Origin of the sequence: Ensifer sp. M14 (genome assembly GCF_003355565.1) — a bacterium.
Classification (GTDB): Bacteria; Pseudomonadota; Alphaproteobacteria; order Rhizobiales; family Rhizobiaceae; genus Ensifer.
In genome coordinates this window covers 102,065-115,972 of the sequence record NZ_QJNR01000011.1, presented here as the reverse complement: position 1 = coordinate 115,972, position 13,908 = coordinate 102,065, and the positions used below count along the sequence as shown (strand labels likewise).

Below are 13,908 nucleotides of genomic sequence, written 5' to 3'. Positions count from 1 at the left end.
TCACCATTCGACCTTCATCTTCTCTCCGCCAGAAGTCGGGTAGGTCTTCGACGAACCGAAAAATGTTGCGCGGAGGTGTTGCGCCTCCTGTTTCTCGGACATCAGGAACCATAGCCCGGCGCTGCCGACAGCGAGCAAAGATGCGACTGCGATCAAGATCAGCTTCGTTCTCACCATTCGACCTTCATCTTTTCGCCGCCGGAGGTGGACGGTGCTGCGCCGTTGAAGAATTCCTTCCGCCGAGCTTGTGCCAGATCCTTGTCGGTCTGCTCGCTTTGCAGCCACGTCCCCATCATCGTCATCTGCTGGGATACGAGACCACGCAGCTTTTGCGTTTGCGCAACCTGCTGCGCTGCAATCTCGTGGCCGACCTGGAGAGCTTTCATTTGGCCATCGGCCGATTCCGACATGTTTCGGAGCGAGTCCATCGTATCCTCCTCGCTGTCGAACTGCTCAGCCGTCAGGCTTGCGGCCTTGAGTGTGCTGGCGATGGTGTCGCGATTGGTATCAGACCAACTGGCATAGTTTGAGGACAGGTCTGTCCCGCTGGCGGCGGCAGTCTGTAGATCGGCATAGGATTGAAAGCGCTGCTTCAGCACATCATCCGCGCTCCCCATAGAGAAAGAGATGCTCTGTCCCTGATCGACGATATCCCGCAGCCGGTTGAGGTCGTTTTCGACTTGGCCCCAGATGTGATCGGGCAGCTGCGCCGTGTTTTGCAGCATATTCTCGTAGATGTTCAGCTGGTTTTGGATCTGCTCGGCCAACTGACTGATCTGTGTCAGCTGATTGTCGACTTGCAGGCCGGAGCTTTTAAGGAGGTCGACGAGCTGTGCATTGTTGGCAAGCTGTGTCCACTCGGTTGCAGCGCCCGTCGCTGAGCCGGCAAATGCTGGTGCCGAAGCGCAGACTGCAAAAGCTGCCACGATAGCGGTCGCGGATTTTCTTCTGAGCGATAGGATATGGTCAGGCATAGCGATTGATCCCTCTTTCATTGAGCCATTGGGTCGGCCAGTCTTTGCCGTAGGTTGAGAGAAGTTCCCGGATCCGAGCGAGGTCGGCTTTGCCGGAAGCACCGACGAAGGAGAGGGTGAGCGGCCCCAGCGCCATATCGAAAAGGCGGCGTCCGTCCGGCGACGTCACGTAATATTCCCGCTTTGGAATGGCGGCTGCGACGATTTCGATTTGGCGAGGATTAAAGCCGATGCGCTCATAGAATTCTCGTGTCCCGGACTCGCGTGCAGCCCCATTCGGGAGGCAGATCTTGGTTGGGCAGGATTCCTTCAGGACATCGATGATGCCCGAACGCTCTGCGTCCGAAATTGACTGAGTGGCGAGAACGACGGCGCAGTTTGCCTTTCGCAGCACCTTCAGCCACTCGCGGATTTTGTCGCGGAAAACCGGGTGGCCGAGCATCAGCCAAGCCTCATCGAGAATGATGAGGCTTGGTGCCCCCGTGAGCCGCTTTTCGATCCTGCGAAACAGATAGGTCAGCACGGGGACGAGATTTCGCTCGCCCATATTCATCAGTTGCTCGATCTCGAAGCACTGGAATTGACCGAGGGTCAGCGAATCCTGTTCAGCGTCGAGAAGCTGGCCCATGGGGCCGTCAACAGTATAGTGGTGCAGCGCGTCCTTGATCTCCCGCATCTGCACGCCACTCACAAAATCCGACAGCGACCGGCCTGGAGCCCCCGCCATCAAACCGATCTGCCGAGATATGGCGTTTCGGTGGTCCGGGTTGACCGTGACACCCTGCAGGGAGACGAGTGTTTCGATCCACTCGGAAGCCCAGGCGCGGTCGGTCTCGGTCGAGAGGTCGGAGAGAGGGCAAAAGGCAAGCCTAGCCCCCTCCCCTGCCTCGCCGCCGATTTCGTAATGATTACCATCAACGGCCAGCGTCAGCGGCAGAATAGAGTTGCCTTTGTCGAAGGCGAAAACCTGCGCACCCTTATACCGGCGAAATTGCGCTGCGATGAGCGCGAGAAGCGTTGACTTGCCGGAACCGGTTGGTCCGAAAATAAGCGTATGCCCGACATCATCCACATGAAGGTTCAGTCGGAAGGGTGACGATCCGGAAGCCACCTGCGTCAGTGGCGGCGCGTCCGGTGGATAGAACGGGCAGGGCGCAAGTGGACTGCCCGACCAGACGGAATTGAGGGGGATGAGGTCCGCGAGGTTGCGGGTGTTTATCAGCGGTTCCCGGATATTGCAGTACCAGTTGCCTGGCAGGCTCCCGAGGAATGCGTCCGTCGCATTCAACGTCTCGATCCGCGCGCCAAATCCCTCAGCCTGGATCAACCTTCGAACCGACTCAGCTTTATCGGCGAGCTTTTCTCTGCTCTCGTCGAATAGAATGATGACCGGCGTGTAGTAGCCATAAGCGACCAGCTGCGAAGAAGCCTCGGCGATCGCGTCTTCAGTCTCAGCGACCATGGCCATTGCGTCCTGGTCAACCGATCGGCTTTGCGTCTGGAAGAGTTGGTCGAAGAACGGCCGCACCTTCTGTTGCCATTTCTTGCGCGTGCGCTCCAACCGCTGTTTGGCTTCCTCGGCATCCAGAAAGATAAAGCGTGACGACCAGCGATAGGTGAGCGGCAAGAGATCGAGGCTATTCAAGATGCCTGGCCAGCTCTCGGCCGGCAAACCGTCGATCGCAATCGCGCTGAGGAACCGGTTTTCGACTTTCGGGGTAAGGCCGTGCTCTAGCTCCGCGGTCGCCAGCCAATCCAAATACATGGGAATTTCAGGCAGACAGACTGGGTGGTTTTCACCGGTGATGCAGAACCGGATGAACTGGAACAGCTCATCGTAGCGGGCAATGCGGGTGCCACCGCGTTCCGGCACCTCACGCGTCCGCATACGCTCAATGGAGATGACGTTGCCGAGGTATTGCTCAATCTCTCGGGTGGAGCGCCTGAAACTGTCGAGCACCGTGTCGGCATAGGTCGCCGTCCGGCTCTCAGTGTCCGAGTAGATATAACGCGTGACGCCAGATCGCCGGCGCTCGGGAGGGCGATATGTCAGGACGAGCGCATGCCGGCTCTCGAAATGCCCGCGCTCTTGTTCGAAGTGCTTGCGCCGCTCATCATCGATCATTCGAGTGACAGCATCGGGGAAATGACTGCGTTCCGCAGAAGGATAGTCAGTTGTTGGGATGCGCACGGCCTCGACCTGGATCATCCAGCCGGAACCTAGCCGTGAAAGGATCGTATTGATCTGACGGGACAGATCGTTGCGCTCGAAATCCGTGGCGCTCTCGGAGTCAGGGCCGGCAAAATACCACCCCGCCATGAGACTTCCGTCCTTGAGAAGAATGGTCCCATTGTCGACCAGTCCGGCATAGGGCACGAGATCGGCGAACGACGGTGCAGACGGGCGAAGGGAACACAAAGCGACCATCATGGCACCTCTAAAAACGCCGCCACGGCGAAGACGTGGGCAGGTAGTGATGCCGGTAGCGCAAATGCCGCACGTAGACATGACGCATGAGGGGATCGGATTTTGCCATCATGCGCAGTGCGCCGACGATCACGAACCAGATGGCGATGCCGAACAGCGCTGAATACAGGGTGAGCACGACGAAGATCAGGATGATCGCCACCAGCCCTGTGACAAGCAGGAGCTCTCGGTCTGCCCCCATCAGCAGATTCGGTCGTGAAAGAGCGCGGTGAATGCGATTGCGTTGGAGAGCGGAATGCGGCTCACCCATTGGCCCCCTCCCCTCTTGCAACGGACATCGGCTGGGAAACGGTCCCTGGCAAACTTGTGGCAGTGATGCCGATCGACGCGCCGGTCGCACCGAACAGTCCGACAATCGTCGTCGCCCCCAGCAGGATACCGGCGACCAGTACGATGTAGACGAGGCGTCGCGCGAAATCGTTGAGCTCGCCGCCGAAGATCAGCATTCCGCCGGCGATCGCCATGGCGGCGAGGGCAATTGCTCCTGCGACTGGCCCAGTGATGGATTCCTGAATCTGTTCAAGCGGCCCCTCCCAGGGAAGACTCCCACCGGAACTGGCAAGGGCTGGCGCGGCAAGCGCCGCGCAGAACATCGCAGCGAGCAGTCCGAGGCGAAAAGAGCGATTATGCAGCATGAATGTCCTCATCAATTTGAGCGTAATGTTCGGTCTGGTACCGGCTACCGCTGAAGCCCTCGACATTGATGACCTCTCGTACCCGTCTCCCCCTCCCCGCGCGCTCGATCGAGATGACAAGATCAACGGCCTCGCCGATCACAGCCTGCATCGGTTGCTGGCTGACCTCGGCGGTCAGTTGCTCCAGACGACGCAAGGCGGACATGGCGGTATTGGAGTGGACGGTGGTGACGCCACCGGGATGGCCAGTATTCCAGGCTTTCAGCAGCGTTAGTGCGGCGCCGTCGCGGACTTCGCCAACGATGATGCGGTCGGGACGGAGGCGCATGGTGCTCTTGAGCAGTCGCGCCATATCGATCGTGTCACTGGTATGCAGGCACACCGCATTCTCTGCCGCACACCGGATTTCCGCAGTATCTTCAAGAATGACCATGCGGTCGTCCGGAGCTGAGGCTATGATTTCGGCAATTACGGCATTGGCCAGTGTCGTTTTGCCCGAGCCAGTTCCGCCCGCAATTACGATGTTAAGCCGATTGGCGATTGCGCTCCTAATGACTGCGGCTTGGGCCTCCGTCATCACCTTGTCAGCGACATAATCGTCAAGCGGGATCAGCCGTGACGCTCGCCGCCGGATCGTGAACGTTGGGGACGCAACAACCGGGGGCAGCAGCCCTTCAAAGCGGTGCCCGCCAATGGGAAGTTCGCCCGAAATGATCGGCCGCTCTTCGTCCGCCTCAGATTGAAGAGCGTGTGCGACGGAGCCGATGACTGTTTCCGCTGCTGTCGCCGCCATCTCACCCGCGGGCGCAATGCCCTGCCCTAACCGCTCGATAAAAACTCTGCCGTCTGGGTTGAGCATGATCTCGACGACCCCAGGGTCGTCGAGGGCGATACATAGACGATCGCCCAGTGCTTCTTGAAGCTTGCGCACAAGGCGGGAATGCGACTGAAGCATTGCGACGTTCTCCTCGCTGATTGATTTGGGGGAGAAAAAAGCGGGACGGCACCAAGCTGTCCACGTACAAATTTGTACCTCGCGATTCTCTGTCGTTTCCTGCACGGTGGCGCAAGTCGGAGAGACGGCCTGTCGGCGTCTTGAATATTTGCGAACAGATTGTAAGGGAAGGAGATTTTGGACGGGAATTTATACCAGGCTAAATCTCTGGAAACGTTGAAAAAAAAGGCGGCACAGTTTGTTGCATCAAAATGCGTTAAGGTTTTGTTAACCCTATTTCTCTTGCGGACAGACGGGAATCGTGCGCTATCTTCAGACGGTAATAGCGCGTCTGACGCTGATAAACCGTCTTGAACCTGAGGCTAAAGTGAACGTGATCGACAGGCACATCAGTAGGGCAGCAACGTCCGCACATATTACGCAGCGCGCGGAAGCTCTATCCGCGAGACTCCGTGCGGTCGGTGAACGCGCCTTTCCCCCGACCGCGCAGAAGTCGCTTCGGTCGTTCACCTCTGGGGAGGTAGCCGAGATCGTTGGTGTTTCGGATGGCTACCTGCGTCAACTCTCCCTGGATGGCCTCGGCCCGGCACCTGATATCGGGACCGGTGGCCGACGCTCCTATACACTTGAACAAATCAATGGCTTGCGGCAGTACCTCGCCGAGGCACGCCCCAAGGAAGCAGTGCGTTTCTGGCCCCGTCGCCGGGAGGGTGAAAAACTTCAAATCATCACTGTCGCCAATTTTAAGGGTGGCTCGGCCAAGACCACGACATCTCTATATCTCGCGCAGGGTCTGGCGCTCCAGGGTTATCGAGTCCTTGCCATAGATCTTGATCCCCAGGCCTCGCTCTCCGCGATGTTTGGTTATCAGCCGGAATTCGATGTTGCGGAGAATACCACGATATACGGCGCCATCAGGTATGATGACCAGCGTGTGGCGATGAAAGATGTGATCCGCAAGACCTACTTCACGGGCATTAGCATCGTTCCCGGCAATCTTGAGCTGATGGAGTTTGAGCATCAGACCCCGCGATTTATGCTTCAGAACCGAGGACGGCCAGAAGATTTGTTTTTCAGGCGTGTCGCAAGCGCCATTGATCAGGTCAAAGACGAGTACGACATTGTCGTTGTTGACTGCCCTCCTCAGCTTGGCTTCCTCACCATGGGTGCTCTGAATGCAGCGACAGGAATGATTGTCACCGTCCACCCACAAATGGTGGACGTAGCTTCCATGAGCCAATTTCTCCTAATGACGTCCGATCTTGTCTCCGTAATCGAAGAGGCGGGAGGTAAGCTCGACTATGATTTTCTGAGGTTCCTTGTGACCCGCCATGATCCCCGAGATGTACCTGAACAGGAAATCGTCGGTTTACTTCGGGACGTATTCGGTACCGATGTGATGGCTGCGGCAGCATGGAAATCGACCGCGATTGCTAATGCCGGTTTGACCAAGCAATCTCTTTACGAGTTGTCGCGTGGCGCGGTCGGTCGATCGACCTATGATCGAGCGATGGAATCCATCAGTGCCGTGAATCACGAAGCTGTCGGCCTAATCAATGAAGTGTGGGGTAGATGATGGTGCTCCACTCTCAAAAGAATCAATCGCTTAACTTGTTGTCAGCTGACGACGTGATGTCGTCGGGGCTAGTAGTTAAACGTTCTGATTGGGGAAATGATAGATGAGCAAACGGACTCAATCAGTTCGCAATCTCTTTGCCGCAGGGCCTGATGAGGCGCCGACCGTGGACACACGTCAACCAATGCAGCGCGTAGCTTCAGGAGCGGTTCGGTCGTTGAAGGACACTTTTTCGGAAGTTGAGAGGGACTACGAAGAACTCAAGCAAAAAGTTGCTGACGGCGCTCTTCCGATTGACCTCGATCCGTCTCTTATCGACCCATCCCCCTTCGCCGATCGTTTTGCGGATCAGGATGCTTCGGCTGTCGAAGCTCTCAAAGCCTCTTTCCTTGAGCACGGGCAAGAAATACCAATTCTAGTACGGGCTCATCCGACTGAGATTGGCCGTTATCAGATTTCTTATGGCCATCGTCGCGTACGAGCTGCCACTGAGCTTGGTCTTAAGGTCAAGGCTTACGTGCGCGAACTTAGTGACGATCGCCTTGCTGTCGCCCAAGGCATTGAAAATTCAGCTCGTGAAGATCTTACTTTTATAGAGCGTTCAATGTTCGCGCTGAAACTCGAGGAAGGCGGGTTTGAGAGGACTCTCATTCAAACCGCGTTGTCGGTTGATCGGCAGGAAGCATCCAAGCTCATCAGCGTAGGCCGCGCAGTTCCTGGTTGGCTGGCCGAAGCGATAGGCCGGGCTCCGAAGATAGGTCGCCCGCGGTGGCAGGAGCTTGCTGACGGTCTGAAAAATGCAGGAGCGGAAAGCAAAGCGCGCAAGGCTACAACTGACAAGTCTTTTGGTCACAAGACTTCCGATGATCGCTTTATCGCGGTTCTTCGCGCGATAAAGGCGATAGATAGACCGAGCGCGGAAAAGACGCCGGTACTTTCCGCAAAGTCTGCCGAGGGTACTAAGATCGCTACCCTCGCGGTCTCCGGCAGGGTTTGTAAAATTGAGATTGATAGAGATCGGGACGAGGCGTTTGCCAAGTTCGTGATGGATCGAATTCCTGATCTTTACGAGAAATTCCGGCAGACCGAGCCCGGATCCGAAGGTTAGAGAAGGAAGAAACCGCAAAAGAAAAAGGCCCCCAAACGTTGCCGTCGTGGAAGCCTCTCTCATTGGTCTAAGCAGCCTGAGAATCGCATTTCCATGAATCCCAGTCAATAGTCTTTGGCACCGATTTGGTGAGCTGATTCCTTTTGCCGATCGAAAGGTGAAAGAAAAATGCGAAGTGGAAGTGTAACGACGCCATTCGGGCGGCGGCCGATGACGCTTGCGTTGGTCAGGACCCAATTCCAGGCAGCGGACATCCGTAAGGGAAAAGTTGCGGACAAATGGAAAGTATACCGCGATGCCTGCGAAGCACGCGCGCTACTTGGCCTGCGCGATAGAGCGCTTGCTGTGCTCAACGCTCTCCTGTCGTTTTATCCAGAGACGGACCTCAGCGAAGATGCGAACCTTGTGGTCTTTCCGTCTAATGCTCAACTGAGCGCACGAGCGAACGGCATCGCGGGCACGACTCTGAGAGAGAACTTGGCTGTATTGGTGGGTGCCGGACTGATAAATCGTAACGACAGTCCCAATGGTAAACGCTACGTGAGACGTGGCAAGGACGGCGAGGTGGAGACAGCATATGGGTTCAGTCTTGCCCCATTGCTTGCGAGGGCGGAAGAACTTGCTCTCATGGCGCAGCGGGTGGCCGAGGAGGCACGACGCTTCAAGGTAGTTAAGGAGCGGACGACTATTGCGCGCAGGGACGTGCGTAAGCTTATCACGGCTGCTGTTGAAGATGGTGCGCCTGGCGACTGGGCGACGATGGAGACAATCTACATAGGGGCCGTAGCAAGGCTTCGGACCGCCAAGTCGATTGAGGCCCTTGAATCGATCCTGGACGAACTAGAACTATTGCGCGAAGGTGTACTCAGCGTATTGGAAAGCAACATCTTTTCACAAAAAACCGCTACCAATGACAACGAAATCCGTCAGCACATACAGAATTCAAATACCGAATCTATAAATGAATTTGAACCTAGCTCAGAAAAAGAGCAGGGTGGGAAACCGATGTTGAAGTCAGACCGACTGGCCGAGCCGCTAAAGAGTTTCCCTATTGGTTTGGTGATGCGAGCATGCCCTGAAATTGCGGCCTATGCGCCTGGAGGCCAGGTCCAGAGTTGGAGGGACTTGATGTCCGCGGCAGTCGTGGTTCGGTCGACCTTGGGAGTAAGCGCTTCAGCTTATCAGGATGCTTGCGAGGCAATGGGCGCAGAGAATGCGGCCGTCGCGATGGCGGCGATACTTGAGCGAGCTGGGCACATCAATTCCGCTGGTGGCTATCTCCGCGATCTTACCTCCAGAACGCGCCGCGGTGAATTTTCGCTCGGCCCGATGATAATGGCGCTTTTGAAAGTGAACTCTGGCGGGGCTATAAGTGCGTGATGTTCCCGATACCAGGAGCTTTCGGAAGCCGTCGATTGTAGTCAGCTGACTACAAACTAACCCCCTGTTGCAGCTAAGGTTTCTTAATCACCTGCGACGTCCATATTCAGGAGTCAAAACAGACGTTTGCAACTGAAATAGACGAACGTATTTCGAAAGTGGTACCAGCGGTCCTTTTTTCCGCCGCGCGGTAGGGTAGATAGAAGCTTCAGATTGCTTTGGGAAACAGAGCGGCGAAATGCGCGTTGAGCATGACCTTCGTTTATCAGCTCGTTTTTCCCAACGCCACGGAAATACGGTTTCAGTGAACATGCTGCCATTGCCGTCCGGAGGACGACGGTTCCCTTATAACAATCGCGTAGCCCGGCCGCTCCGACGGGTCGCGTTGTTGTAGTAGCTTGACGCCTGCTGCACCGATCGGTGGCGCGACTGCTCCATCGCCTCCGGCAAAGGAACGCCCCGGTTTGCGGCTTCGGTCAAATAGCCCGACCGCAACCCGTGCGCGGAAAACTCCCCCGCCTCCAGCCCGGCCATCGTCGCCCGCTGTTTGACAATATCGTTGATCGCCTTCGGATCGAGCGCCCGACGGGAAACATTCCCCCAGCGATCAATCGCCCGAAACACACTGCCACTTTCAATCTTGGCGGCAACAAGCCAGGCGCTCAGGGCATCAACCGGCCGGCCGGTCAGAAAGACAACTTCATCGCTGTCGCCGCTGCTGGTCTTTGTGCGGCCGAGATGGATTGACAGCGAGGGCAGGGGAGCCCCGCCCTCAACGGCGATCGGCGGCTCAGTCGTCAACTGTTCCCTGCGCAGCCCGGCAATCTCGCTGCGACGGCGCCCACCCGACGCAAAGCCAACCATCAGGATGGCGCGATCGCGGATGTCACGAAGGCTCTCGCTGGCACAAGTGGCTAGCATTTTTGCCATGATGTCTCCAGTGACCGCCTTGGCGCTCTTGCGGCGGCGTTGGCGTGGCACGGCACGAACGGCGAGCCGGATTGCGGACTTAAGGGCAGGGGAGGCAAAAGCGCCGTCGAAACCGCGCCACTTGGTCAGTGTCGACCAGTTGGCCAGACGCCGGCGCACGGTATCGGGCGCGTGCGGCCCGGTTGATCTGAGAAAGCCGCCATCTCGAAGGGCCTGGTCAACCTCAGCCGGCATGCCATGGTCCGGATCGGTTTCGCGCCTCGCTGGGTCCCAGAGGTGATGGGCGACAAACTTAAGGAGCAGCGCCTCGGGCGCCGGCCAGGGAAGGGCGCCGCCAGTCGCGGCGTGCGACCAGGCTTCGAGATAGCCGAGATCGGAGGTCAACGCCCGCAGCGTATTCTCACCCATACCTTCGTTGATCAGGTGACGCAGGGTCTCGACGTCCTGGTCGGTCAGGATTTCGGCAAGCTTGTCACGTCGGTCGATCGGCAGCACCGACGCGATGGTGTCGAGCTGTTCGGCGCGGTTTAAAACATTCTGGGTGACAGACGATACCGACAAGGTCTTTTTCGTCATAGGACCTGTCCAATGCTAAATGTGCGTTTGCAAAAGTTACGGAAAGCCCGTATATTCCGGAACAAAGGAGTTCTGCCATGACCTCGACCGTGACAGCAGCAGCCGTTTCCAAGAATTTTGGCGCCTATCAGGATGCCGCAGTCCGCGAGCCGGTGATTATCACCAAGAACGGCCGGCCGCGCACGGTTCTGATCGCCTATGAGGACTATCTGCGTCTGGCCAGACGCGACCGTCGCGTAGATCTCACCACGGCGATGAGTGACGATGAACTTGCCGCCATTGAAGCGTCTCAGATGGAGTCGGGTCTCGATCATCTCAACGCCGAACTGCTGACGGGCAAACATGCTGCCGACTGAACCAAAAGTCGGTTGGGTCTTTCGTTATTCCTATCTCTGGCACTGGCAGCATCTCGAAGGCCGGGAGGAGGGCGACAAGGACCGCCCGGCGCTGGTGTTGGCGATTGTTGCGACCTTGGACGATGGCACGCCCGCAGTCCGTGTCCTGCCGATCACGCACTCGCCGCCCTCTGATCCGAGTGACGCGATCGAAATCCCGCCGGCGACAAAACGGCGTCTTGGACTGGACGACGAACGATCCTGGATTATCCTGACGGAAAGCAACCGGTTTGTCTGGCCGGGACCGGATGTCCGGCCCGTTGACAGCGAAACCGGCTACCTTGGCCCTTTGCCACCGGCATTGTTCAACGAGATCAAGCGCCGCTTTGTCGAACTGGCGCGCGGCCAGCGTCATCGCGCCACGGGCCGCAGCGAATAGCGGCTTAGCTGTGGTCGCGGATCTTGGCTGGCCGCGTCTTTGATCTGCAATATCGAGCAAAATGGGTCCTTTGTGACCATCCTAGCGCCCAATTTTACCGATTTGCGGTCTCAAATCAATCACTTCCGATAAGGGTTACTTATCGGGGGTCAGAAGCCGCAGGCCCATTTGTCAGAAGTATAGAACTCTAACAGGTATATAGATTTCCCTTAACGAATCATTTACCATAATTTCAATGGTTTACGATCTCGCGAAATTGCCCCTCCAGAGCCTGTTGAGGCCGGTCTCAGAAACAGGCGTCGCACTTGCTCGTCTTGACGAGCGCATCGCCCGTTCTCCCGTTGGCGGGGGCTTTCTCGAGCGTTCCCATTTCCTCGAGGCCCATGCCTCGCTCTGGGTCGACGGTGAACTTGTCCATTTGGAGGACCTCGTTCTGCACGACGCCCTTCGCGACATCCGCGCACCCACCCACGAACTCACCATCGCCCGCGACATCCTGAAAACCCGCCGTCGCATCGCCGCCCATCCCCCGGCCTGGGCGCTCTCTGCTCAAGGCCTCGCCTCCCTCTGCGGGCAGGCGTGGCCTGCAGCATCGTCGGGTGTCGACGGAGAGAGTTTGCCGGATGGCAATGTTGTCAGCGACACTCGGGGTGGGGTAGGGGAGGCCGAAGATCCTGATGCCGACGGTCTTAGTGATGCGTTTGCCGCGATCGATGCGGTTCTTGCCCGCTCGGACGCCGCGATTGAAGAAGCGAAGAAGCCGGGGGGCGCGAAAAACGCTTCGGACAAGGATCCGTTCGTCTACGACCTCGACTGGGATGAGGACGAGCGGCTGGCGGAGTGGCAGGCCGTGCTGACGCGGTCCCAGGATCTGCCGCCGGTCCTGCAATCCATCGTGGCGCTCGACGCCTGGAATGAAATCGCCGTGCTCCAGCATGCGCCGTGGCTCGGTCGGCTGCTGGCTGCCTCGATCCTGCGCGAGAGCGGCGTCACCACCGGTGGCCATCTCGCAGCGATCAATGTCGGGCTCAAGGCTATTCCCGTCGATCGGCGCCGGCATCGTGATCGCGAGACGCGGTTGCTGGCGATTTCAAGGGCGTTGGTGATTGCCGCCGAGACGGGGCTGAAGGAGCATGATCGCCTGGTGCTGGCGCGGCAGATGATGATGCGCAAACTTGAGGGACGCCGGACGTCATCGAGGCTGCCGGAGCTTGTCGAGCTCGTTATGGCGCGGCCGCTGATCTCGGCCGGCATGGTGGCAAAGACGCTTGAGGTCACACCGCAGGGAGCGCGCCGGATCGTTCAGGAGCTTGGTTTGAGGGAGATGACCGGGAGAGGGAGGTTTCGGGCGTGGGGGATTGTCTAGAATGGGTCAGAACGAGATGAAATCGAACGACAGGCCTTGCGCTATCTATAATTCGGTCCTATCTTTCGGGGTGAATTAGGAGGCGTTCGGATGGAACATCTGACAACGGCACAGGCGGCTTTTGTGGTGGGCGCGCCGCTGGACATCTTCAAGAAGGTTGTCGAGCGCGCGCCGATTAAGCCGCAACTCGTGAAGCGAGGTGGTCGAAGCATTCGGCAGTTCGGTCAAGCTGAGCTGGTGTTTCTCCATGCCTATGACGAACTCAAACTGGCGCTGACGCCCAAGAGCCAATCCGAGTTCTATGAGGCGTTGCGGACGACATCCCTGAAGCGCAGTCTCGCGAAGGAAGTCGTGTTCGGCAAACAGCGCTACGACATCGGTCAGCACCTAGTCTTCGTCGAGCGCAAGCTGAAGGAACTCGAGAAGCTCACCGATCAGGTCGACCTATCCGGGAAGGAGCCGGTCATCCGAGGCACGCACATCGAGGCGCATCGGATCGCTGCTCTTCTCAACGCCGGCGCCACGGTCGAAGAGATTCTTCGCGACTATCCCTCCTTGAAGGAACAACAGGTCGTGGCGGCGCGCGTCTATGCGGAGGCGCATCCGAAGGCGGGCCGGCCGTACCCGAAGCAAACGGCAAAAGCCGCCATGCGCGCAGCCGATCTTAGCGCGCTGGATGACTGAGCTTGAAATACCTGCTCGATACAAATGTCCTGAAAGAGATTGGTCGACCCGAACCGCACGAGAATGTCGCGGCTTGGCTCGATACTATCGATGATTACCGATCTCGCCATCAGCGTGATCTCGGTTCGAGAGATTTCGAAAGGCATCGAGAAGAAGCGTACGACCGATGACGTCGTGGCGAACGCGATCGCCAAGGCTGCCGACGCAATCTTCGCGGCTTATCAAGGTCGTATTCTCCCCGTCGACGAGCCTGTCGCACGCCGTTGGGGTCAGATGCTCGGTCAATCAGATAAGAATATCGACGATACCGGCTTGGCCGCGACAGCGCAGGTGAATGATCTTATCATGGTGTCACGCAACGTCGCGGATTTTCAGGGCCGGGGCGTCACGGTCCTTGATCCGTTCAAGAAGCCTGCCAGATCTGTGCCCTCCCAAGATGTGGCACGATGAGCTTCGACCGGA

At 57.8% G+C, this 13,908-nt stretch carries 15 protein-coding genes; 8 read left to right on the top strand and 7 right to left on the bottom strand.

Annotation, left to right across the window (positions count from 1 at the left end; translation table 11 throughout):
- Genes trbK through trbB form a run of 6 tightly spaced genes read right to left on the bottom strand, consistent with a single transcriptional unit; the run spans nt 1 to nt 5,052 of the window.
- Entirely contained in the window at nt 1-177 is a 177-nt protein-coding gene (gene trbK / locus BLJAPNOD_RS27590) for an entry exclusion protein TrbK (protein WP_115422182.1), read from the bottom strand.
- Nucleotides 171-974 (bottom strand): P-type conjugative transfer protein TrbJ, encoded by an 804-nt coding sequence (gene trbJ, locus BLJAPNOD_RS27585; protein WP_015647760.1) that lies wholly within the window; start codon nt 972-974, stop codon nt 171-173. Before trbJ ends, trbK begins: the two co-directional genes overlap by 7 nt.
- Nucleotides 967-3,402, bottom strand: a complete 2,436-nt coding sequence (locus BLJAPNOD_RS27580; RefSeq protein ID WP_015647761.1) for a conjugal transfer protein TrbE — start codon at nt 3,400-3,402, stop codon at nt 967-969. Before BLJAPNOD_RS27580 ends, trbJ begins: the two co-directional genes overlap by 8 nt.
- Nucleotides 3,403-3,412: 10 nt before the next feature.
- Complete coding sequence (locus tag BLJAPNOD_RS27575; protein ID WP_015647762.1) at nt 3,413-3,712, bottom strand: conjugal transfer protein TrbD; 300 nt, start codon at nt 3,710-3,712, stop codon at nt 3,413-3,415.
- Complete coding sequence (locus BLJAPNOD_RS27570) at nt 3,705-4,097, bottom strand: TrbC/VirB2 family protein (protein WP_015647763.1); 393 nt, start codon at nt 4,095-4,097, stop codon at nt 3,705-3,707. The genes BLJAPNOD_RS27575 and BLJAPNOD_RS27570 overlap by 8 nt, the downstream gene beginning before the upstream one ends.
- Nucleotides 4,087-5,052 carry a P-type conjugative transfer ATPase TrbB gene (gene trbB / locus BLJAPNOD_RS27565; RefSeq protein ID WP_015647764.1) on the bottom strand — a complete coding sequence of 322 codons (966 nt, stop codon included), beginning with the start codon at nt 5,050-5,052 and terminating at the stop codon, nt 4,087-4,089. The genes BLJAPNOD_RS27570 and trbB overlap by 11 nt, the downstream gene beginning before the upstream one ends.
- 376 nt (nt 5,053-5,428) lie before the next feature.
- On the opposite strand from trbB, the gene repA reads away from it, so the two are divergent.
- The 3 genes from repA (at nt 5,429) to repC (ending at nt 9,116) form a co-directional block, all read left to right on the top strand.
- Entirely contained in the window at nt 5,429-6,628 is a 1,200-nt protein-coding gene (gene repA, locus BLJAPNOD_RS27560; RefSeq protein ID WP_113434925.1) for a plasmid partitioning protein RepA, read from the top strand.
- Between the two features lie 103 nt (nt 6,629-6,731).
- Nucleotides 6,732-7,736 (top strand): plasmid partitioning protein RepB, encoded by a 1,005-nt coding sequence (gene repB / locus BLJAPNOD_RS27555; RefSeq protein ID WP_015647670.1) that lies wholly within the window; start codon nt 6,732-6,734, stop codon nt 7,734-7,736.
- 168 nt (nt 7,737-7,904) lie between these two features.
- On the top strand, nt 7,905-9,116 hold the full coding sequence (gene repC, locus BLJAPNOD_RS27550; protein WP_015647671.1) for a plasmid replication protein RepC: 1,212 nt from the start codon (nt 7,905-7,907) through the stop codon (nt 9,114-9,116).
- Nucleotides 9,117-9,461: 345 nt separating this feature from the next.
- Here the strand turns inward: repC and BLJAPNOD_RS27545 are convergent, their stop codons facing one another.
- Complete coding sequence (locus BLJAPNOD_RS27545; protein WP_015647673.1) at nt 9,462-10,622, bottom strand: site-specific integrase; 1,161 nt, start codon at nt 10,620-10,622, stop codon at nt 9,462-9,464.
- A 77-nt stretch (nt 10,623-10,699) separates the two neighbouring features.
- On the opposite strand from BLJAPNOD_RS27545, the gene BLJAPNOD_RS27540 reads away from it, so the two are divergent.
- The 5 genes from BLJAPNOD_RS27540 to BLJAPNOD_RS27520 all read left to right on the top strand — a co-directional run bounded on the left by BLJAPNOD_RS27540 (nt 10,700) and on the right by BLJAPNOD_RS27520 (nt 13,896).
- Entirely contained in the window at nt 10,700-10,978 is a 279-nt protein-coding gene (locus BLJAPNOD_RS27540) for a type II toxin-antitoxin system Phd/YefM family antitoxin (RefSeq protein WP_015647672.1), read from the top strand.
- Nucleotides 10,965-11,396 carry a hypothetical protein gene (locus tag BLJAPNOD_RS27535; RefSeq protein ID WP_015647674.1) on the top strand — a complete coding sequence of 144 codons (432 nt, stop codon included), beginning with the start codon at nt 10,965-10,967 and terminating at the stop codon, nt 11,394-11,396. Before BLJAPNOD_RS27540 ends, BLJAPNOD_RS27535 begins: the two co-directional genes overlap by 14 nt.
- A 235-nt stretch (nt 11,397-11,631) precedes the next feature.
- Nucleotides 11,632-12,762, top strand: a complete 1,131-nt coding sequence (locus tag BLJAPNOD_RS27530; protein ID WP_015647676.1) for an RHE_PE00001 family protein — start codon at nt 11,632-11,634, stop codon at nt 12,760-12,762.
- Between the two features lie 90 nt (nt 12,763-12,852).
- The gene (locus BLJAPNOD_RS27525) at nt 12,853-13,446 is read left to right on the top strand and encodes a DUF433 domain-containing protein (protein ID WP_015647675.1); all 594 of its coding nucleotides are present in this window, start codon (nt 12,853-12,855) and stop codon (nt 13,444-13,446) included.
- Between the two features lie 90 nt (nt 13,447-13,536).
- Complete coding sequence (locus BLJAPNOD_RS27520) at nt 13,537-13,896, top strand: type II toxin-antitoxin system VapC family toxin (protein ID WP_147294596.1); 360 nt, start codon at nt 13,537-13,539, stop codon at nt 13,894-13,896.
- The last annotated feature ends 12 nt before the right edge of the window (nt 13,897-13,908 follow it).